General features: G+C 37.1%; 21 protein-coding genes and 1 pseudogene. 11 read left to right on the top strand and 11 right to left on the bottom strand.

Features of this window, described 5'->3' with window-relative positions; genetic code table 11:
* The first annotated feature begins 434 nt into the window (after positions 1 to 434).
* Entirely contained in the window at positions 435 to 611 is a 177-nt protein-coding gene (locus ACIQZI_RS11015) for a YkvS family protein (protein ID WP_082190976.1), read from the top strand.
* A gap of 358 nt (positions 612 to 969) precedes the next feature.
* The gene (locus tag ACIQZI_RS11010) at positions 970 to 1,797 is read left to right on the top strand and encodes a hypothetical protein (protein WP_403073045.1); all 828 of its coding nucleotides are present in this window, start codon (positions 970 to 972) and stop codon (positions 1,795 to 1,797) included.
* Positions 1,798 to 1,826: 29 nt separating this feature from the next.
* Here the strand turns inward: ACIQZI_RS11010 and ACIQZI_RS11005 are convergent, their stop codons facing one another.
* The 3 genes from ACIQZI_RS11005 to ACIQZI_RS10995 form a co-directional block, all read right to left on the bottom strand.
* Positions 1,827 to 2,873 carry a YkvI family membrane protein gene (locus tag ACIQZI_RS11005; RefSeq protein WP_403073042.1) on the bottom strand — a complete coding sequence of 349 codons (1,047 nt, stop codon included), beginning with the start codon at positions 2,871 to 2,873 and terminating at the stop codon, positions 1,827 to 1,829.
* Between the two features lie 274 nt (positions 2,874 to 3,147).
* Complete coding sequence (locus ACIQZI_RS11000) at positions 3,148 to 4,842, bottom strand: M3 family oligoendopeptidase (protein ID WP_403073039.1); 1,695 nt, start codon at positions 4,840 to 4,842, stop codon at positions 3,148 to 3,150.
* 259 nt (positions 4,843 to 5,101) lie between these two features.
* The gene (locus tag ACIQZI_RS10995; protein WP_062181733.1) at positions 5,102 to 5,539 is read right to left on the bottom strand and encodes a MarR family winged helix-turn-helix transcriptional regulator; all 438 of its coding nucleotides are present in this window, start codon (positions 5,537 to 5,539) and stop codon (positions 5,102 to 5,104) included.
* Between the two features lie 282 nt (positions 5,540 to 5,821).
* On the opposite strand from ACIQZI_RS10995, the gene ACIQZI_RS10990 reads away from it, so the two are divergent.
* Together ACIQZI_RS10990 and ACIQZI_RS10985 are read left to right on the top strand one after the other, a co-directional pair.
* Positions 5,822 to 7,036, top strand: coding sequence for an MFS transporter (locus ACIQZI_RS10990; protein WP_403073035.1), 1,215 nt, complete (start codon positions 5,822 to 5,824; stop codon positions 7,034 to 7,036).
* A 232-nt stretch (positions 7,037 to 7,268) separates the two neighbouring features.
* A complete protein-coding gene (locus ACIQZI_RS10985; protein ID WP_062181738.1) occupies positions 7,269 to 7,997 on the top strand; it encodes a ZIP family metal transporter in 729 nt (242 codons plus the stop codon).
* Between the two features lie 208 nt (positions 7,998 to 8,205).
* Here ACIQZI_RS10985 and ACIQZI_RS10980 read toward each other — a convergent pair whose 3' ends face one another.
* Positions 8,206 to 8,469, bottom strand: coding sequence for an aspartyl-phosphate phosphatase Spo0E family protein (locus tag ACIQZI_RS10980; RefSeq protein WP_062181740.1), 264 nt, complete (start codon positions 8,467 to 8,469; stop codon positions 8,206 to 8,208).
* A 376-nt stretch (positions 8,470 to 8,845) separates the two neighbouring features.
* Between ACIQZI_RS10980 and ACIQZI_RS10975 the strand changes: the two genes are divergently transcribed.
* Complete coding sequence (locus tag ACIQZI_RS10975) at positions 8,846 to 9,241, top strand: YkvA family protein (protein WP_403073030.1); 396 nt, start codon at positions 8,846 to 8,848, stop codon at positions 9,239 to 9,241.
* A 70-nt stretch (positions 9,242 to 9,311) separates the two neighbouring features.
* Here the strand turns inward: ACIQZI_RS10975 and ACIQZI_RS10970 are convergent.
* Positions 9,312 to 9,494 (bottom strand): annotated as a pseudogene (locus ACIQZI_RS10970) (ATP-binding protein); the annotation flags it as partial.
* Positions 9,495 to 9,808: 314 nt separating this feature from the next.
* Here ACIQZI_RS10970 and ACIQZI_RS10965 point away from each other — a divergent pair.
* Positions 9,809 to 10,852: an acyltransferase family protein gene (locus tag ACIQZI_RS10965; RefSeq protein WP_403073027.1), complete on the top strand. Its 1,044-nt coding sequence runs from the start codon at positions 9,809 to 9,811 to the stop codon at positions 10,850 to 10,852.
* A 102-nt stretch (positions 10,853 to 10,954) separates the two neighbouring features.
* Here the strand turns inward: ACIQZI_RS10965 and ACIQZI_RS10960 are convergent, their stop codons facing one another.
* Positions 10,955 to 11,098, bottom strand: a complete 144-nt coding sequence (locus tag ACIQZI_RS10960; RefSeq protein ID WP_157279558.1) for a hypothetical protein — start codon at positions 11,096 to 11,098, stop codon at positions 10,955 to 10,957.
* Positions 11,091 to 11,255 (bottom strand): hypothetical protein, encoded by a 165-nt coding sequence (locus tag ACIQZI_RS10955; protein WP_062181754.1) that lies wholly within the window; start codon positions 11,253 to 11,255, stop codon positions 11,091 to 11,093. The genes ACIQZI_RS10960 and ACIQZI_RS10955 overlap by 8 nt, the downstream gene beginning before the upstream one ends.
* Positions 11,256 to 11,770: 515 nt before the next feature.
* On the opposite strand from ACIQZI_RS10955, the gene ACIQZI_RS10950 reads away from it, so the two are divergent.
* Complete coding sequence (locus ACIQZI_RS10950; protein ID WP_400625301.1) at positions 11,771 to 11,962, top strand: alpha/beta-type small acid-soluble spore protein; 192 nt, start codon at positions 11,771 to 11,773, stop codon at positions 11,960 to 11,962.
* Between the two features lie 436 nt (positions 11,963 to 12,398).
* Positions 12,399 to 13,589: an FtsW/RodA/SpoVE family cell cycle protein gene (locus tag ACIQZI_RS10945; RefSeq protein ID WP_403073022.1), complete on the top strand. Its 1,191-nt coding sequence runs from the start codon at positions 12,399 to 12,401 to the stop codon at positions 13,587 to 13,589.
* A 38-nt stretch (positions 13,590 to 13,627) separates the two neighbouring features.
* Here ACIQZI_RS10945 and nhaC read toward each other — a convergent pair whose 3' ends face one another.
* Both nhaC and ACIQZI_RS10935 read right to left on the bottom strand, forming a co-directional pair.
* Positions 13,628 to 14,974 carry a Na+/H+ antiporter NhaC gene (nhaC, locus tag ACIQZI_RS10940; protein ID WP_062183328.1) on the bottom strand — a complete coding sequence of 449 codons (1,347 nt, stop codon included), beginning with the start codon at positions 14,972 to 14,974 and terminating at the stop codon, positions 13,628 to 13,630.
* A 678-nt stretch (positions 14,975 to 15,652) separates the two neighbouring features.
* Positions 15,653 to 17,230: a peptide chain release factor 3 gene (locus ACIQZI_RS10935; protein WP_062181760.1), complete on the bottom strand. Its 1,578-nt coding sequence runs from the start codon at positions 17,228 to 17,230 to the stop codon at positions 15,653 to 15,655.
* Positions 17,231 to 18,230: 1,000 nt separating this feature from the next.
* On the opposite strand from ACIQZI_RS10935, the gene cspD reads away from it, so the two are divergent.
* A complete protein-coding gene (cspD, locus tag ACIQZI_RS10930; protein WP_062181764.1) occupies positions 18,231 to 18,434 on the top strand; it encodes a cold-shock protein CspD in 204 nt (67 codons plus the stop codon).
* Positions 18,435 to 18,551: 117 nt separating this feature from the next.
* On the opposite strand, the gene ACIQZI_RS10925 is transcribed toward cspD, so the two are convergent.
* A complete protein-coding gene (locus ACIQZI_RS10925; protein WP_062181767.1) occupies positions 18,552 to 18,719 on the bottom strand; it encodes a YvrJ family protein in 168 nt (55 codons plus the stop codon).
* Between the two features lie 236 nt (positions 18,720 to 18,955).
* Between ACIQZI_RS10925 and ACIQZI_RS10920 the strand changes: the two genes are divergently transcribed.
* A complete protein-coding gene (locus ACIQZI_RS10920) occupies positions 18,956 to 19,777 on the top strand; it encodes a glycerophosphodiester phosphodiesterase (RefSeq protein WP_403073017.1) in 822 nt (273 codons plus the stop codon).
* A gap of 489 nt (positions 19,778 to 20,266) precedes the next feature.
* Here ACIQZI_RS10920 and ACIQZI_RS10915 read toward each other — a convergent pair whose 3' ends face one another.
* On the bottom strand, positions 20,267 to 20,746 hold the full coding sequence (locus ACIQZI_RS10915) for a hypothetical protein (protein ID WP_403073014.1): 480 nt from the start codon (positions 20,744 to 20,746) through the stop codon (positions 20,267 to 20,269).
* Positions 20,747 to 21,247: 501 nt separating this feature from the next.
* Here ACIQZI_RS10915 and ACIQZI_RS10910 point away from each other — a divergent pair.
* A complete protein-coding gene (locus tag ACIQZI_RS10910) occupies positions 21,248 to 21,535 on the top strand; it encodes a hypothetical protein (protein WP_062181773.1) in 288 nt (95 codons plus the stop codon).
* Positions 21,536 to 21,565: the final 30 nt, after the last annotated feature.

The raw sequence follows: 21,565 nt of genomic DNA, 5'->3' as shown, positions 1-21,565 counted from the left end.
TACGGATGGGAAAATATAGTGCAAAATGTATAGTAAACTATTCAATGGTTTATTTTTTTAGTATACTCGTAATCATAAAGAAATCTATGAGAAGTTTTGTAAAGTTATTGAAAAATATATTGAAAGCGCTCTATGGATTTTTTTACCTGCCAACAGAATTATCTTTAAATAACTGAATAATCCCTCTTTAGTTCTAGTTTAAGAAACAACATCGCGTTAAACGCTATAATCTAGTTTGAAGAACAACTTTATGGAGCAGGAAAATAACTCTAATAAGGTGGCGGAGCGGAGCGGAGCGGCAATTTTATAGATTTGCATTCGAAATCTAGTTTAACTTACAGTTTAATTGGTAACTGTGCTAAGTTAACAAAGCTTCGCTCCCTTTTCCTTCATACAAAAAGACAATTATGAGATGAAAAGGATGGTTGATAGCTATGAAAAAGGCAGAAATAGGTAATATCATTGAATTCCGAGATGGTTTGCAAGGGATCGTAGAAAAGGTTAATGAAAATTCAGTCATTGTAGATGTTACTTATATGGCTAATTATAGAGATTTTGATTTGGAACAGAAAACGGTAGTCAATCATAAAAACTATAAAATCATTAAATAGATGTTTATTACGCACAACATATATTCAAGTTTGGAAAGTGTTCAATAATTATGTACCCCCGTTTAACAGGCTGTAATACCCCATCTCACTTTTTTTGAGAGAATCAAGAAAAATTAGGTGGGGGATAAACTGCCTGTAAATCCCCTATCAGTTCAAAACCTCGGTTTATCCCACATTAACGGAAAGTCAAGACCCACTGATTGAAGTTTCACTTTATTAGATTCCACAAACTTTGTAATCTTTTTTTAATCGATTCGTCTAACATTGTAAAAGCATTTTTATACAATTCATGGTATATTGAAATTGCTTTTTAATATTTAAAGAGCGTGAAACTCGCACCAGAAAGGGGATTATACCAATGAACAAATGGAAATTAGTACTAGCTGGGCTTACAGTTTCTGCATTTGTACTAAGTGGTTGTGGTACTGGCAATAATGACGATAATGCCAATGAACCACAACTAGAAAAACCAGACGTCAGTACGGAAACTACCGGAGATACTGGAAATACTACTGATACTAATGAGAACAGCAGTGAGGAAAACAAAGATAGCACGGTAAACAGTGACTCTACTAATAATGCCGATGCATCTACAGACAAGCCATCTACGGAAGATGATGCATCTACAGACAAGCCATCTACGGAAGATGATGCACCTACAGACAAGCCAACTATGGAAGATGATGCACCTGCTACTTCGACAACCGAGGATAACGAAAAAACAGTTCGAATTCTTGAACAACCATTGAAATTCAAAGTCAATGGTGAGGAAAAAGAAGAAACGGCTTTCCTAAAAAATAGCGATAATCAACCATTCAGCTTATATGTACTGCCTGAATTTGAACTAACTGCAGAAGAACCTAATAAGGACGTCCTATTTTTAACTGAACAAGATGAAGTTTACATGCGAATTGAGCACTTTCCTACTGAAGTGAATTGGGATGACATCGAAGCAAATGTCAAAACACAATTAAATGCCATTTCAGAAACGGTCACATCAATTGATGCTTCCCAATATTCTCTTGACCATGCCGTCGTTTATGAAGCAGTAAATGGAGATGACATCGTCACTTCTGTTCTTTTCCAAGACGAAAAGAATCAATCTAGAATCACAATTTTTACGAACAAAGACCATGATTACAGAGATGCCTTCATTCAAATGGGTAAAACAATCATGAAAAACTAAAAAAAAGCCATGAAACAGGTATACCTGTTTCATGGCTTTTTTCTTAGGGGATCTCTAAACCATATCAGTACTAAAAAAATTAAGGTAATGTAACCAAATAGCGGGTACAAATATCCTAATAATTGGCCATATTCAAACTTCCCTATCAGAGCAGACAGGAGACATATTATGACGATTACTAGAAAACCAGGTATTTTTATATAAGTTTGAATTTGTTTTTGCAGCCCAAAGATATTACCAATAACTGAGGTGAAGATTTCACCATAGATGACTAATACAAATAGCCAATGCAGATGTGCTGCTGCATTTTTCATTAATTCTGCTGATGGAATCGAATAGTTCATTAAATCAGGCAACATAACAAGCGAAAAATGCCCAGTCAGCAAAATAACGGTCAAAAAGAAACCACCAAGCATCGCTCCCCGCTTCAATACCTTTTCCTCACGAATTTCATAAGCTACTGGGACTAGCACAGCAAGAGAAAGGGACAGATTAAAGGCCGTATAAGCAAATGGAGACATAACGATATCTAGGGTTTTCCCTCCTTCAGGAATCACTGTAACAGCGGATACAAACCCACCACCCTTAATTGTAAGAATACATAACATCACACTAAAAAAAATCATCATTGGAACAACAAAGGAATTGACTGCAAACAACCCCTTCATCCCTCTCATCAGTACGATCGATGCAAACAATATCGTCACTGCAACTCCAACATTCTTTGAAAAACCAAGTTGTTCTTCAAAAACTGCTCCTGCACCAGAAATCATTACAGCTGTAACCCCAATTAACATGATCATAAATAGTAAATTGACGAACACAGCAATTTTTTTCCCAAATAAAAGCTGATTGAATTCTTCGTAAGTCGAAACAGCCGCTCGAGAAGATAACAACATGATTTTCGTACCAGTAAAAATAAAAATATATCCGGCTATCAAAACTCCAAAAAAACCATACATACCATACTGAGTGAAGAATTCAGCGATTTCTCTTCCTGTGGCAAACCCCGCTCCAACAACTGTTCCCACATAAACCGCTGCGATCTGAAATGCACCTGTCCATCTTGAAACCATCCGCTCGCCTCCCCATTACAATATATATGTGAGATTAAGGGATTTAAGACAAGCAATGGATCAAGTAATTTCCTAGTATACAACCAACAGCTGTTATTTTTTATAATTCACTGAACAAAAATGAGAATATCCCATATCACAACGCTCAGACCCCACATCAACTATAACGAAGATACACAATAAACGGGATATAGAGTGTGAAGTCAGACCTTTTTGGGACATCCTCACTTATCAAAAAAACAATAACTACATTCCTTACATTATTTATTGTTTTTTATAGTTTTGTATCATCAATCGATGTTAGCCATTCGTCGATGACGCAGACAACATTTTTGACGGTGCCTTCAGTAAACGGTGAATCTAAATGTGCCGATTCCACAAGTCCAAGAAACGATTGGCTACCTCCAAGCTTACAAAGGCTTAAATAATCCTCCCACGCTTTCTTCTGATCTTCTCTTGATCGTTTCCAGAATTGGAAAGCACATATTTGCGCTAACGTGTAGTCAATATAATAAAACGGAGAATTGAAAATATGTCCTTGACGCTGCCAATATCCACCGTTCTCTAAAAACTCCATGCCATCGTAGTTACGATGTGGTAAATATTTTCTCTCAATATCACGCCACGCTTTCTTTCTTTCACTTGGCGTTGCTCCAGGATTTTCATAAACGAAATGCTGGAATTCATCTACAGTCACTCCATATGGCAAGAAAGTGAGCGCGTCCGCCAAATGCGAGAATTTATACTTGTCTGTATCTTCTTCAAAAAACAGCTCCATCCATGGCCACGTAAGGAACTCCATACTCATTGAATGAATTTCACATGCTTCATATGTAGGCCAGTAATATTCAGGGAGTTTTGAGTTTCTGCTACTATACACTTGGAAAGCATGTCCGGCTTCATGAGTAAGAACGTCAATATCACCTGATGTCCCGTTAAAGTTCGAAAAAATAAAAGGTGCGCGATAATCCTCAATCATTGTACAATATCCGCCACCGGCTTTTCCTTTTTTAGCTACAAGATCCATTAATCCATTGTCTTGCATGTAATTAAAAAATTCAGCTGTTTCAGGAGATAACTCACTGTACATCTTCTTCCCGTTCGCTACAATCCAATTGGGATTCCCTTTTGGTTCGGCATTTCCTGTTTGGAATTCAAATCCTTCATCATAGAATTTCAGCACATCAACGTTGATTCTTTGCTTTTGACGCTCTTTCAACTTACTTACAAGCGGAACAACATATTCTTCTACTTGTTTGCGGAAATTAGCAACCATTTCAGCATTATAATCCGTTCTAGCCATACGATAATAGCCAAGTTCAACAAAATTCTTATAGCCAAGCTTTACTGCGATTTCGTGACGAACTTTAACAAGCTGGTCGTAAATCTCATCTAATTTCTTTTCATTTTCTTCAAAGAAACCGAATACCGCTTTGCTTGAACTTTTCCTAATTTCTCGATCTCTTGATTCAGTAAATGGCTGTAGCTGTGCTAGTGTTCGTTCTTCCCCATCAAATTCAATTTTTGCAGAAGCCAGTAATTGCGTATACTCGCTTGATAGCTTATTTTCTTTTTGCAATAAAGGAATGATTTCCGGAGAGAAGGTTTTCAATTGTGCTTCCGCTAAAGCAAACAGTTGCGTACCATATTCTGCTTCGAGTTCTTTACGATATTTAGTTTTCACAAGTCTTTCATAGTATTGAGATACGAACTCTTCAATTTCCGGTGATATTTCATCAAGATATTCATTCTCTGATTTATAAAATTCATCATTTGTATCAACCGAATGGCGGATTGAACAAATCGTTAACATTGTTCCTACGTTATTTCTTAAACGATTAATTTCGCCAATTGCTTCTTTTTGTCCAGCCACATTTTCAGCTGCCTCAAATTTCTCCAATAGACTTGTGAATGTCAGCTTCACTTCTTCCAAATTAGGACGGATATACTCATATTGTTCGAATGTCAAACAAAACACTTCCTTTTGCTAAAATAAGGATTGATTTCACTACCTACACCTTGCTTTTCTTTTCTCGATACATAATGAAAACTCCTTCTTTTCTAATTTATTTTTCTAAAAGGGGGTCACCATCATTCCTGTTTTACAAAAAAAAGCCGTTCCCCCTTTGATGGCTGAACAGCAAGCGATCATATGCTATTTTATTAATAAGTATGTAAAAAAAAGGCGCGTGAAACAGCGGTTTCATATACCTTTTCGTCTAGACTCTTCAATCATACGCTTTATAGCCAATTTTTTTTATAAACTCGATTGCAGTTTGTTTTTCTTCTGGAGTAAGAATATTCATAATGTCATCAATTTGTTTTTCATGTTCTGGAAATACCTTTTCAATAAACGTTTTTCCTTCTTCAGTAATCTTTGCATAGGTAACTCGCCGATCTTCTTTACAAGCAACTCGCTCTATGTATCGCTTCTTCTCCAGTTTGTCTACTACATAGGTAATGCTACCACTCGCAAGCAGTATTTTCCCACCAATTTGCTGCAAAGGCTGTTCTCCTTTATGATATAGCAGTTCCAAGACTGCAAATTCAGTTGGATTTAATCCTTGTTCAGCGATATATTTATTCACAACATCATTGATGGATCGATGTGCTCTAGATAAAACAATGAACAGCTTGAGTGACTGCTGCACGCTATTATTCTCCATCCTATTCACAACCTTATTATATAAAATTTAAATATCTCGAATTAAAGCTATTATAAAAAATAAAAATGCTTTTGTCAATTTTCCATATTAAGTTTCATTTAACTGTTTCCAAATCAAGTTGGCTATACTAAAATTTATACCATGCGAGGATTTATCCCATATTTCCAAACGATTTAATCAGAATAGAATAAACAATATAGAACTCCTTGTTCTGCTTACTATCTAAACAGAATGATGAACTTTGATATATAGATTTAAATTACTTAATAAGGAAGTGGAATCATGACCTCAATTTCTCTCAAGGTCGACAAACAATTATCTAATTCCCAAACAGCTTATTCAGTATTGGTTCTGATGGGGTTTTGCCATTTATTAAATGACTCACTTCAGGCTGTCGTACCAGCTATGTTCCCGACTCTGGAAAAATCTATGCAGTTAAGCTATACACAGCTTGGAATGATTGCCTTCGCTCTTAATATCGTCGCTTCCTTAATGCAGCCTGCAATTGGTTGGTATGCTGATAAAAAACCACTTCCTTTCGCTTTGCCGATTGGTTTAACGAGTACACTTATTGGCATTACTTTGCTTGCTCTTTCACCTACATATGGGATGATCATTTTTTCAGTAATCTTAATCGGAGTTGGGTCTGCGATCTTTCATCCAGAAGGATCAAGAGTGGCTTTCATGGCGGGTGGCCCGAAAAGAGGACTTGCTCAATCCATTTATCAGGTAGGAGGAAATGCAGGCCAGGCACTTGCACCATTGATTTCCGCATTGATATTTCTTCCATTCGGACAGCGTGGTGCTCTGTGGTTTGTCCCTGTTGCATTCTGTGCAGTTCTTATCCTCATCTATATTGCTAGATGGTACAAATCTAGATTAGCTGATTTTCCACTGCCTAAGAAAAAAGTGCATAAAAATGCAGGAAAGATACATCGGAAAGTATTAGCCGCACTAGGTATTGTTTTGTTTATCATTTTCGCACGTTCGTGGTACATATCATGTATGACAAATTTCTATGCATTTTATCTGATAGACGATTATTTATTTACCATACGATCTTCACAAATTTTCATTTTTGCATTTTTAGCTGCTGGTGCACTTGGAACTTTCTTCGGCGGACCCCTAGCCGACAAGTATGGAAGAAAAAATATTATCCTGTTTTCAGTGGCTGGAAGCGCGCCACTGACGATTCTTCTACCGTTTGTCCCGGCATATGTATCCATTTTTCTGCTTTTGATTGCCGGATTTATCATAATGACTAGTTTCTCAGTAACTGTTATCTATGCTCAGGAACTATTCCCAGGCAAGGTAGGGACTATGGCAGGTTTAACGGTTGGATTCGCCTTTGGCATGGGAGCAATTGGCTCTGTTGCTTTTGGATACTTAGCAGATTCGATTAGTATTGGAACGACCATTAAATTAGCTGGATTCCTACCGCTTCTTGGAATACTTGGAATGTGGCTACCAAAGGATGCTCAACTACGAAAAACGTAAGAGATTATTAATGGGTGTTAAAGATAGGAGGATAGTTCCGCAAGCGATCGTCTTAACGACTTGCACGTCCTGCGCTTATATCTGTGTTGTACAGAACGAGCGCTATTTTAACAGAAGTTCAAAAATTCGCGACGAAGAAATTCGACAGCTATTTTTACCGAATGTTTTGAACAATATCTAATAGTGAGAATATCATTAACAGAAAACTTTTACTAAAGCAAAGGAGTTAATTATGAGTGAAGTACTACTAGGCAGTATTCTTTCTGCCATGTCTACCGGAGCAGGGGCATTATTTATCCTGTTCATGCGTGGCACTTTAACACACCGACTTCGCGATAACCTTTTAGCGTTCACAGCAGGGATTATGATGGCCGCATCCTTGCTGAGTCTAATTCCAGAAGCATTAAAAACAGGCGGCTATATTCAGCTTGTCGTTGGTGTTTTTTTGGGAGTGTTAATTTTAACATTATTGGAGAAAAACATTCCCCATATTGATCTCGGTCATACAAAAAAAGGAATTGAGTTTGATGAAAAAGCTTTATTGATTATTATAGCTATTACATTACATAATATTCCAGAAGGTCTTTCTGTTGGTGTAAGTTATGCCTCTGATACTGAAGGCACAGGTAATCTAATTGCCTTTGCTATTGGTCTACAAAATGCTCCAGAGGGCCTTCTTGTTGCACTATTCTTAGTCAATCAACAAATTAGTAAATTGAAAGCATTTATTATAGCTACCTTGACTGGTGCGATTGAGATTGTCACCGGACTGCTTGGCTTCTACCTCACCTCTTATATTGGCTTTCTTGTTCCATATGGCTTGGCCTTTGCATCTGGTGCCATGTTATTCATCGTCTATAAAGAATTAATACCAGAAAGCCATGGAGATGGAAACGAGCGAACGTCGACTTATTCCTTTATTGTTGGACTTTTATTTATGATTCTACTTCTTAATATGTAGATGAAATGGATGTCTTTAGCAATGTTTCTTTTTTTAAAAGCTGTTTTCACAGGATGAATAAATTCTGAGAACAGCTTTTTTTCATTATCTTCGTTGTTTATCGATGATTTCATATCTATATTTGGGTGGGGACGTCTCTTAGATGATTTGAATGATAGTTCTGTTAATCTGACACTACTCGATGATTGGGCTTACGAAGTTTTTTAGATTATGTAGAACTCACAACGATTCGCTGAGATTGGTTCTGGTAAGTGAATGGTTGTTGAACAATAATAATCATATTGTTCACACTATGCTTTGCTTCAAAAACAGGGCTGTCTTGCACATAACTATATTCATTTATTAATACATCAAGCTCTTGACTGGAACGAATCGTAAGTTCATCTGTCATACCGTACATTTCTGCTAATTGAAACATTTCAATTCTCTTCTCTTGAATTTGATTAAACATTTTTACTGAACTGGGTTTCATGATTACTTCAGCTTCCTCCTGCCAAGTTATAGGTTGTATACAAATGGATTATTACAAATTTTCCATCCTATGTAAATAGATTCGCAAAAATAGACAAAACCTTTTAAATTTTTACATTCGTATTCAAATAGGGCTGAAAAGTGTGAGAAACTCATGATTAGTGGTCAAAGAGTGTACAATTATTACGGTAGTACCGGAATCAGTACCCTAGAAAGAGCAGTAGACATAAAAAAGATGTTTCTTTTTGAAATAATTCCTATCAGACATTTTGAACAACCTATACAAAAAAAGAGGGAAACAATTTATACAGCGTTTGCGCTTCAATATCATTCAAAATGGGTAGATTAGATATAGTAAAATAAATGGAGGCAGAATTATGATCCGACAAAGACTATTCAAAAAAGGCATTTCACTCTTTAAAAAAGATGCCAAACATTATTCAACCAATAAGCAAGAAGCAGGTAAATTATTAGGAGAAGCCGGTATAAAAGCAAATAAAAATGAAACAATGCTTAAAGGAGTTTGGACCAACCTTCAAACGCTGTTTCAAATGATAAAAGCGTGGATTTCCGGGGATTATCGGCAAATTCCAACCCGTTCTTTACTTATCATATTCGCTGCAATTGCCTATTTCGTCTCGCCCATCGATCTCATGCCAGACTTTTTATTTGGGTTCGGTTTGCTCGATGATGTAGCCATTCTCACTTTTGCTTTTAAGCAAATTGAACATGATTTACTAGCCTTTAATGCATGGAAACAAAAAGCAGAGTGATTGGATAATTATAAATCACTCTCTACCCCTCTCTTGGTATCGTCAGGAAGATATGGAATACCATTCCTTTTCATACTTCACTTTCTACTTCGTTATATCCTTTATGCTCTTCATTAATTTTATAACTAACCATGAGTCCAAGACCCGTCCCTCGATCTTTTATAGCATAAAATGGTTCTCCAAGCCTTCTCAACTTTGCTTCTGGAATTCCAGGAACTTGATCGATAATCGAAATTTTTACAAATGAATCAGCAATACGATCCATTAACGATTACGAAACTACTATCATTCGATGTTATCACCAATAATATCTTTTTTAGCATGCCTATTCTTTGTTAATTTCTAGAAAATTGATTCAATTACATTCTATTACATATTAACATGATTTCGTTATTTACCTTGACTATTTTAGAATTTCTCCAATTAAAATTCAGATAATTCAGACGATAGTAATATTTTGTTATTAAAAAATTTTTGATATAATGATTTTCGTTCATGAAAACTGGGTATAAAAATAGAGTAATTTTTTGCTCATTTAAAAGAGATATTTTGAATGGAGGTCACTTTATGACAAATAGAAATTTTTACTTTGATAATGCAAAATTTATTTTGATAGCGTTTGTCGTATTCGGTCATCTCCTAAACAGTTATATTCAAGGGAGCGAGGGCATAAATGCGCTCTATAAAACCATTTATTCCTTCCATATGCCCGCTTTTATTTTAGTTTCTGGTTTTTTCGCAAAAGGATTCTATCAAAAAGGATATATTTCTAAAATTACAAAAAGACTGATTATTCCATACCTAATTTTCCAAGTCATTTATTCGATTTTCTACTTTTTTCTATATGATAAAACTACTTTAAATGTGGATCTCCTCAATCCACATTGGTCACTTTGGTTTTTAATTAGCTTATTTTTCTGGAATATCATGTTACTTGGCTTTGCAAAGTTGAAGCCACTAACTGGGATCGTAGTTGCATTCGGAATTACACTGCTCATAGGCTATGTGGACATAGTCACTAATTTCTTAAGTTTATCAAGGACTTTTGTATTTTTCCCACTGTTCCTCATTGGGTACCATCTAAAGAAAGAACATTTGGCCAAGCTGTTCAATCCAAAAATTCGGTTAGGAGCAGCCATGATTATGGTGATTGTATTTATTGGCTTTTATTTATATCCGGACATTAACTATAAATGGCTTCTTGGATCTAAGCCATATTCCGAATTAGAAACAGCAAGTATCATTTCGATGTTCAAAAGATTAGGATTCTATGGTCTAAGCTTGCTCATGGTCTTTAGTTTTCTGTCATTAATTCCTCGTGAAAGGCACTTCTTCACCAAATGGGGAGAGCAAACACTGTATGTATATTTACTTCATGGCTTTATAATACGTACATTTAGAGAAAGCAATATAAAAGGTTTCTTTACAGATGCAGAAAATTATGTAATGCTTGCGGGAATTTCCTTTTTACTAACCATTCTTTTATCAAGCAAGTTCGTAACATCACTTGCCCAACCAATCATCGAAGTACAAACAACACAATTTGTAAACTTAATCAATAAATTTTTTCTGTATCTCAAATTCTATAAAAAACGCTGGCAGGATCAATAAAAATAGAATTAGATCCCTTCTTTCCTAAGATTGCCCCCTAGACTAAATGAGACTAGGGGGTTGTTTAAGCTTCTCTATTTTTCATCGTTAAATTTTCGGTTGTTATTTCTTTTTTTGCTTTGCTGAGGCAAGTACGTCATAAATTTTCGCTGCGTTCATATCACTTGTAAATTCCGTGCCGAATTCTTCTCGAATTTGGTATTTAGGAAGTGCATTTTCTTTTTTTTGGATCTTTTGTTTATTCATGTGTTTTCCCTTTTCTTCCTTGTTTTGAATTACGATTTGCACCTTTCATCACATTTTCATCCATTGCAAACTCATTTGCATATTCATTTTCCGCTTGATTTCGTTTTGGCGTCTTGCTCGTTTTCAAGGCACCATCTACATTTGCTTTTCGTTTCACTTTTCATCCACCATCCTTATTCAAAGTACCTTGCTTGTTAGGATGGGGTAATTTCTTTCTATTTTATTCAGATCTCAACAACCCTGAATACGGAAAAAAATAAAGTGATACTTCAATCAGCGGGGGGCTTCATCCCCCACTGGATTGTTAGTCCCGTTCTAGTGTCGCTAAATCTTCGATAAAGCGACACTACGAACCCGATTGGTAAGTTTCACTGTATCTCACCAATTGGGCTTTTACGGGCAGTTATCCCCCACCTACCGCTTCTTCGATTCCTCTAAGTCTTAAAGTTGGAGGTGTTACTGCCCGTTAACGCGGGATAAAGAGGTCGTACATACACCAAACGCTCACTTCAACTAATAGCAGCCGTGATTCTACATGTATTCCAACTTCATCCTTTCACACCATTATTGATGCACTTTCCCAAAATAAATCATTAATAAAAACAAGTGATTATCCCATAATATTAGTACAGTGGTTAACCACCACTGAAAAAAAGTTAGGGGCGATTACAAATGGCAAACAACAGTAATAATTTATTAGTACCGGGAATTGAACAAGCACTTGACCAAATCAAATATGAAATCGCACAAGAATTCGGAGTGCAATTAGGTGCAGAATCAACATCACGTTCAAATGGGTCTGTTGGTGGAGAAATCACCAAACGACTTGTTCAACAAGCTCAATCTCAACTACAAGGTAAATAATTATAACAAAAAAACTAAATATCTAATGGATTTAAAAAACAATTACATGCACTTTAGCATGGGTTAAACAAAGGATGACTCTAAGATAACAATTTCTCTAAAGCACTATAGGGAGAGTTGTTATTAGAGTCACCCTTTTTTATTTCGCTATTTTTACATCATTTTATTATATTCTCCAAAAAAACTCCGAAAATCTAAAAAACCTTCATTATAAACGAACTATTACAAAAAAACAATAAATATGGAAAGGATTATCCATGTTTATTAGCGAATGTAAAAGGGTATATACTAATGTTTTGAATCGAATACACAGCAATATTTATTAGCAAGTAGTAGCGGAATCATGATATGATATGATCATTCTTCTTGATTTTCCGTTATCAATTAATCGGTAAAAAAAACAGATAGCTTAAACGTATCAGAGGTGAACACACAATTGAAAAGAATATTAAAAGCTTATGATTATCCCACCTTCATCGCCATTGTGTTACTCTGCTTATTTGGTTTAGTCATGGTGTACAGCTCGAGCATGATTGCAGCAGTAGCAAGATGGGATTATGACATCGATCATTTTTATCAAAATCAAAAAAAAGCGATGCTGCTATCATTCTGTGCAATGTTTTTTATGATGATCTTTCCTTACAAATTTTTTCAGAATAAAAAAATCTTAATGATTATGATGTTCGGAATATCTGGATTACTGTTCTTTACATTTTTATTTGGGCATACAGCTGGTAATGCTCAAAGTTGGCTTAAAATTGGCGGATTTTCCATCCAGCCGGCTGAATTTTCTAAACTAGCCTTAATTATTTACTTGGCAGCCATTTACGGAAAAAGACAAGACCGTATCAATAATATGGATAAAGCCGTCATGCCACCGATTATTTTTCTTGTAACCATCTGTTTACTTATCGCGATTCAACCCGACTATGGTACGGCAGCTATTATATTCTTAATTTCTGCATCCATCATCATTTCATCTGGAATGGCCTTTAAAGGGCTGGTAAAGTTATTCTCCATATTTCTAATGTTCGCTGGGGTAGCAATTGCAGGTTTCTTTGTTACAGGCAATATATCAAAGATTTTTTCTGCTAATAAAATAGCTCGTTTCACAAGCTTTTCAGATCCGTTTCAAGCAGGCGATTCTGGTCTTCAGTTAGCGAATTCATTGCTTGCAATTGGTAATGGAGGCTTAACAGGAGTTGGATTGGGAGAAAGTACGCAGAAATACGGATATTTGCCTGAAAGTCATACCGACTTTATCATTGCCATTATCGCTGAAGAGCTCGGATTCCTTGGAGTGGCCTTCGTACTGCTTACTTTAGCGTTTATTGTATTAAGGGGTCTCGTTCTATCTGCTAAATGCACCGATCCATTTGGTAGCCTTCTGCTTATTGGGATTTCCTCGATGATAGGGATTCAAGTTATTATCAATATTGGCGGCGCTACTGGTCTCATGCCGATCACTGGTATAACATTACCCTTTATAAGTTATGGAGGATCCTCACTTTTGCTTTTGATGACTTCTATTGGAATGTATCAAAATATTATTATGCGTATGAATCTAAAGGCACAGAAAGAAGCTGAAGAGCCCGTTATTCATCAGGACTTCGTATCCAATAAATAATCAAAAACCGCTGCTAGAATTCTAACAGCGGTTTTTGATTATTTAAAGTGCAAGCCGATTTTTGTCCATCCACTAAGCAAACTTAGCAGCGGGCAAAGAATGCAGAAAAGAGCAAATGGTGCATATTCAATGGTTGGTACGCCAAGTACTTGGGTAAGAAATACACCACAGACCCCCCAAGGAACAAGTGGATTTACGACAGTACCTGAATCCTCTAACACTCTTGCCAATGATTTTGCTTTCAATCCCATTGTTTCATATTCCTGCCGAAACGTTTTCCCTGGTAAAAGTATCGATAAATACTGTTCACCCGCAAGAAAATTTACTCCAATTCCAGTCAAAACAGTGGCAGAAACTAAGCGCCCGACGTTCGTCAACGTTTTCTTAACGGCTTCTAAAATGGCAGGGATAATACCTAGTTCGAATAGCAAGCCGCCCATCCCAAGGGCCAGAATCACAAGTGAAATGGAAAACATCATACTCGTAATTCCTCCTCTTGAAACAATCGAATCAAGTTGTTCTACTCCACTATTTAAAGAAAACCCTGAGTATAAAATATCAGCTATTCCGGTTACAGTCACATCAGGTGAGGTAAAAAACGTAATAATGATTGCCGTAATAATTCCAGCGGATAATGTAGGAATTGCGGAAACCTTTTTCAAAGCTAGTCCCCCAACCATAACAAATGGTAGCAAGCTCCATAGACTTATTGTTGTGTGAGTAGATAATGCAGATACCATCTCGTCCATTTCTTTTACACCTGTAACATTTGTGCTTGGGGAAAGTATGAAAAACAATACCAAACTAATCAAAAATGCTGGAATGGTTGTCCATAACATATTTCGAATATGCTCAAATAACGGAACTCCTACTGTTTCAGATGCGAGATTGGTTGTATCGGATAATGGAGACATTTTATCACCAAAGAATGCTCCAGAAATAATGGCACCTGCCGTAATTGCCAATGAAAAGTCAAGTGCAGTTGCCATCCCGATAAACGCGACGCCTACAGTAGCAGATGTTGTTAACGAGCTGCCGATACATAAGCCAATTAATGAAGTTGATAAAAAAACAATCGCAAAAAAGGAGCTGCCTGAAATATATTGAAATCCATAAAACATCAGGGTCGGTATGGTCCCACTTGCCATCCAGCTCGAAATTAACATCCCAATAAAAAAGAAAATATAAATCGCACCTAAACCAGGAGCTGCACCATTTATCATAGCCTTTTCAATGATTGAGAAGGTTAGTCCTTTCATTCTTCCATAAATAATCAGAGCGAGTATGGCACCAAGTATCGGTATATGAGGCGTCATTTCATAATGAATAATTCCAATTCCAATTATAGTTAATGAGATAGCAAGAATAACCAATGCTTCTCCCATCGACAGCTTTAATTTCACATTCTTTACTTCCACCTGTTTTCCCCACTTTCATGTTGTATAAAACTACTTAGTTGCAAATGTAGAGAATTATCTACCTTTTTCACTTAGACGCTTTTAAGCGATAAAGCATAAAGTTAAATTTAAGCCAATCCGCTGGATTTGTCAATCCTTTTTTCTATAAAGGGATAATACCCTATGTTGCAACTTCTCTTTCATGATTTTCAAATGTGAACAATTCGATAGGAGTAAAAAAATGAGGCTGTCCCAAAAGGGTCAGACCTCACATTCGATACACCATTTATTGTTTCATATAAAGTGAAACTTCAATCAGTGGGGATTTTCTTCATCCCCCACTGATTGTTAGTCCCGTTCTAGTGTTGCTAAATCTTCGATAAAGCGACACTACGAACCCGATTCAACGAACTCAGACTAAGTCCGCCGCGTCCTGCGGCAACGTCTGAGTGACCCACATCCTGTGGGCCTCAACTAAACCGCTGAAGAACACAGTGGTAAGTTTCACTATATCTCACCAATCGGGCTTTTACGGGCAGTTATCCCCACCTATGCTTCTTCGGTTCCTATCAGCCTTGAGGTGAGGGCTTTACTGCCCGTTAAAGCGGGATAAACGATATATAGGCATGTCGGTCTAACTCTTTCATTATCGGACAGCCTCATTTTTTATTCACTCATATCCATTGGATTATATAACTTTACATCAGGGTTTTTGTCTTGGAACCAGCGCAGAGCGAAATCATTTTCGAAAAGGAACGCATATTTATCGTACCGATCTTTCACAAGGATACTACGTGTGCTATGAAGATTTTCATCAATCTTTTCATCCTCTGCCCAACGAGTAATCTTGCTGCCCATTCTCTCCATAATAACTTCAACGTTGTATTCATTGCGCATCCGGTGTTCAAATACTTCGAATTGTAGCTGACCTACTGCCCCTAACAAATACTCTTCCATACGTATAGTTTTGAACAACTGGATCGCTCCTTCTTGCACGAGCTGATTAATCCCTTTATGAAAATGCTTTTGTTTCATCACGTTTTTAGCGGTTACTCTCATAAATAATTCTGGAGTGAATTGTGGTAAACGGTCAAATTGATACAATTCCTTACTTGTTGTAATTGTATCACCAATTTGATAATTCCCCGTATCATAAAGACCGATAATATCACCGCCTACTGCCTCATTTACCGTATTACGATCATCAGCTAAAAATTGAGTAGAGGATGACAAGTTTATCGGTTTCCCTGTTCTACTAAGAAATACGCTCATACCACGTTCAAACTTGCCTGAACATATGCGTAAAAACGCAATGCGGTCACGATGCTTAGGATTCATATTCGCTTGGATTTTAAAGATAAAGCCAGAAAAATCCTCGTTTATTGGTTGAATTTCGCCTACTGTCGTATTTCGTGGCTGTGGTGCAGGAGCAAATTGTAAGTATGCATCTAAAAAAGTCTGAACGCCAAATGTCGTCAATGCACTTCCGAAAAAGACTGGACTAAGCGTTCCGGCTAGTATATTTTCTTCCGAGAACTGGTTACCAGCTTCTGAAAGCAGCATGATTTCTTCAAGCGTTTGCTCATAAAGAGGTGAATCCTTTAATGCATGATCAACTGCCAATTCTCCTTCATCATTCAAAGGAAGATACCGATCTTTCTCATCACTTTTGAATTGCTCAATTCGATTATTAAACCGGTCATAGACACCGACAAATTCTTTTCCCATTCCAATCGGCCAGTTCATTGGATACGTTTCAATTCCAAGTACTTCTTCTAGCTCAGCAAGTAACTCAAGCGGCATTTTTCCTTGACGATCCATTTTGTTAATAAACGTAAAAATCGGAATCCCGCGCATCCGGCATACCTTGAACAGCTTGATCGTTTGATCTTCAATTCCTTTAGCAGAATCCACAATCATCACAGCACTATCGACTGCCATCAGTGTACGGTATGTGTCTTCACTGAAATCTTGGTGTCCTGGTGTATCTAATATATTCACACGAAAATCATCATAATCAAATTGCATGACAGATGAAGTGACTGAAATTCCACGTTGCTTTTCAATCTCCATCCAATCACTTGTCGCATACTTACCTGTTTTCCTTGCCTTAACGGTTCCTGCATCACGGATGGCACCACCAAATAAAAGCAGTTTTTCCGTTAAGGTTGTTTTCCCAGCATCCGGGTGAGAGATAATAGCAAAGGTTCTTCTTGATTGAACCTCATCGTTTAATGTATTCATATGTTTATTCCCTTCTATCCTATATAAGTGGAATGTCCACCATCAAGTTAACTAACGTCCATCTTTTCTTATTCATCACACTTTTAAATGAAGATCTTATTGTCAGTATCTCCTTCATTTATACCAATAGTTATAGTTTATGAAAGATGTTCACTCATTCTACACTTTAGAAATATATCATATCTGCTTCTTTTTTGGCTATACCCTAAGAAGAGTTACACAATAGAAAAGTACAAACGACTTGATCAACCTCAGGCATAGCATAAGACAAGGTGGTAGGCTGCTTTCGCTAGACACCAAAAATTATTGAAGAAACTTAGATTTTTTTAGCTTTTTATAAAAAGCGCAAACGACTTTGAGGAACTTCAACAAACAAGAGGACGAAAGCGGTGAAGCTAACATTTGGACAATGAAAAACGTGTGAAACCACAGTTTCACACAATTGAGTCATAATCCGTTTAAATAACCATATTGTTTAACACAGCTTTCATTTTTTAAATAGTCGCTTTAGTTTGACACCTATTGCTTTTGTCGTTTTGTTTGCTGCTTCTTTTGCCAATATTTTTTTGCTTCTTTTATCAACAAAGGAGCAACTAATACGGCAACACGTTTTAGCATCTTTTTCTTCATACTAGAACCCTGCTTTCTTTCGAATTAAGCGTTAATAAATCACCACTCTCTATCCTCCTGTTTAACCTAAGAAGGAAAATTTAAAACATACTTGCTTTATTTATGTATGTTTTAACAGCTGATAATTCAGGTATAAGAAATTACTTTTTAGGATACGATAGAAAATGTCATTTTGATGAAAGATAGTGATTGAGATTTAAAATGATTTGTTTTACAATTTGATTAGATAATATTTAGAAAAATGAAACGAATTCACATATTAGCAAGCATCTACAACTAGTGGAATTTTGCTAATATATGAATGGCTTATTTTTACTAATAAGCTTTACCATATATTAATATTTGCTTAATTTTTAGGAGGATTTATCGAATGACAGTTACTGGTAAAGTTAAATGGTTTAATGGTGAAAAAGGATTTGGATTTATTGAAGTAGAAGGCGGCGACGATGTATTTGTACATTTCTCTGCAATCCAAGGAGAAGGTTTCAAAAATCTTGACGAAGGTCAGGACGTCGAATTCGAAATTGAAGAAGGCAACCGCGGACCTCAAGCTAAAAATGTTGTAAAACTATAATCTACCTTAATGGGTAAAGATGCTGCCACTTGGCCGCATCTTTTTTATTGTAATGTTGGAAATAAAGTGAAACTTCAATCAGTAGAGTTTCTTCATCCCACTGATTGTTAGTCCCGCTCAACAATCTTTTCTATTTTTCAAATTGAAGTGATCCTTCAAACGATCGGGCAACTCAACAATGGTTTGATTAAGCACATCAAGCTTTGCTTCAAATCGATGAAGCAAATACAACGTGACAATAATTGGAAAACCAACATCACTGACAAATGTTAGAAGTTCATTCATATCGTTCACCTCCCCTCACTCTCGTTATACCTCCAAACTTTGAAAAAGTAGCAGCATATTATAAATTATGTACCATTGAAATACGATTAGGCCCTGACCAATAAGTAGGATAAAATATGCTTAGATGTTCGAGAAGAAATAGTTTTTATAGTTTTGCATGTTGTAAATAATTGTGAACCGGGCTTTTTGAACAACCTTTAGTCATAGATAGAGTTCTTAGAAAGTGAGGTAACCGAATGAAATCAATCTTTCTTTTATTTCACAGCTGGTTTAACAGAAAAGATCAGTCACTTCCCTCAACACATGCTTCTTTCAAGATTGGTCATCGAGGTGCTTGTGGGCATTGCCCTGAAAACACAATCGCTTCCTTTAAAAAAGCTTTAGAATATCATGTTGATTACATTGAACTTGATATTCAAATGAGCCTTGATAGAAAGATTGTTGTCTTTCATGATTCAACCTTGGAGAGGACAACAAATGGAAAGGGAAGGGTTCAGGATTTTACATATGAGGAGCTGGCTAAATTAGATGCTGGTGGTTGGTATGGCGAGCAGTTTAAAGGAGAGAGAATTCCCCTATTAAGCACTGTATTGGATGAAATCTTACCCTTTGCTGGGATTTTAATTGAAATAAAGCATCCCGAACACTATCCTGATATTGAATTGGCACTAGCTCATGAGCTTAAGAACAGATTGCAAGTAAGCATCGAGTCTCCAAAAGTGATGGTCCAATCTTTCAATATCACTTCAATTAAAAAGTTCCACGAGCTTTTACCAGAAGTCCCAGTCGGGATCCTAATCAAACATAATCCAAAAGGAATATCAAACAAAGCTTTACTGAAATATTCACAATTTGCTTCATTTATCAATCCCAAAAGAACGATGATGAACGAAAGGCTAAAACAAAGAATACATGCATGTGGAATGATGGCATTCACTTGGACGGTCAATAATCGGAAGCATGTCCATTCATTTGAGAAAATGAAACTTGATGGAATTGCGACTGATTTCCCTGAATATTTCAGTTTAAACGAAAAGAATAGCGGACCTGTTACTTGATTTCCTTTAATATGAGCAATTCTCAATAAGTGCGTGTTCAAAAAGGAGGTTAAAAAGAGCCGAGAAGTTCGAGGAGCACATCTCGAAAAGACCGGAGCGTATGTAGTTAATACGTGAGAACCGGAGAGACAGAGCTTTGAAGCAATTCGACAGCTATTTTTACCGGACTTTTTGAACATCCTCTATAAACAACAGAGGTATTAAAAGCATCATAACGGATACTTCTAATACCTCCTCTTTGTTCATGGACAGTTAAATTAAATCGTGTACTATTTTAATAGCATTGGAATGAACGAATTTGATCCGCGTCTACACCAAAGTAAACCCACCGTTGCAAGTTTCTTCTCCAGCGGTATCCTGCAACAGAATATCTGCCAACATAAGTCGGATAAAACCAAAAGCCTCTGCCGCTTTCGAGCCAAATATAGGTATTTCGGTACAAACAACCCCTTAAACTATCTGGATCTACAGCTTTCAAAAGCCCGCCACTTAATTGCGGAACAAATAATGGAGGTGCCGCTGTTGGCGGTCCATCATGATGATCATGGCCATGACCCCCTCCTTGTGGGGGTGGTCCCGGATACTGTCCATGACCCCCTCCTTGTGGGGGTCCCGGATACTGTCCATGGCCTCCTCCTTGTGGGGGTGGTCCCGGATATTGTCCGGGTCCTCCTCCTTGTGGAGGTGGTCCCGGATATTGTCCGGGTCCTCCTCCTTGTGGAGGTGGTCCCGGATATTGTCCGGGTCCTCCTCCTTGTGGAGGTGGTCCCGGATATTGTCCGGGTCCTCCTCCTTGTGGGGGTGGTCCCGGATATTGTCCGGGTCCTCCTCCTTGTGGGGGTGGTCCCGGATATTGTCCGGGTCCTCCTCCTTGTGGGGGTGGTCCCGGATATTGTCGGGGCCCCGGGGGTGGTCCCGGATACTGTCCGTGGCCTCCTCCTTGTGGGGGGGATCCAGGGTACTGTCCATATCCACCTCCTTGTGGTGATTGGTTTGGATACCTAAATCCTCCATCGAATAAAGGTTGATTCAAATTTTCCCACTGAGGACTTGGCAATTGCTCTGGATTATCCATTGCCTGTCTAGCTAACACCTCGTCATACTCCCCATAATTATCATATTCATTAGAGTAAGGATCATTACTCTGCTCATTAACATACTGATTTCCTTCAAAATTAAATCGGGAATTTGGGTTGAACGGATTCATTTACCTTCACCTCGAATTTACTTTATCATTACCCTTTACACTATGTAGGCATCTACCCTACCGTACCTTGTTTCATATCCATTCTTTCTTTAAAATAGTGATGGTGTTACAGTCTGTTAAAAGGGAATAAAACAATTCCTCAGGAACGATGTATCCACAATTTCCGTAAGGAGGAACCTTCTTCCTTACTAAAAAAACTTGTATATTTAATATAATTTGTTATAGTGTAGGTAGAGTTTTTAACTAGAAAATGAGGGGTTCCTATGTGGGAATTATTGCTTGACTTTGATTATCAAACCTTTCTTAACGCAATGATGGCTGGATGTATTCTCGCCCTCTTTATTCCTGTTTCAGCCATTTATTTTATTCATAAAAATGACTTTTTTACGCAAGGCAAAGGGCAGGATGCTCACCAAATCCTGCAACTGAAGCATGCATATATATCTGCAGAATTTTTTGAATGCAGAGGAATTCAACGTTTTTTTATAGTGATTCGCAGAAAAGAGTCTCCTGATGACTCAGATGAACCAGCTTCCCTTCTCGTTGTTTAGATCAATTAAACAAAACGAGGAGGAAATATA

Origin of the sequence: Peribacillus sp. NPDC096379, assembly GCF_044762875.1 — a bacterium.
GTDB lineage: Bacteria > Bacillota > Bacilli > Bacillales > DSM-1321 > Peribacillus.
This window is presented reverse-complemented; position numbering and strand designations above follow the sequence as displayed.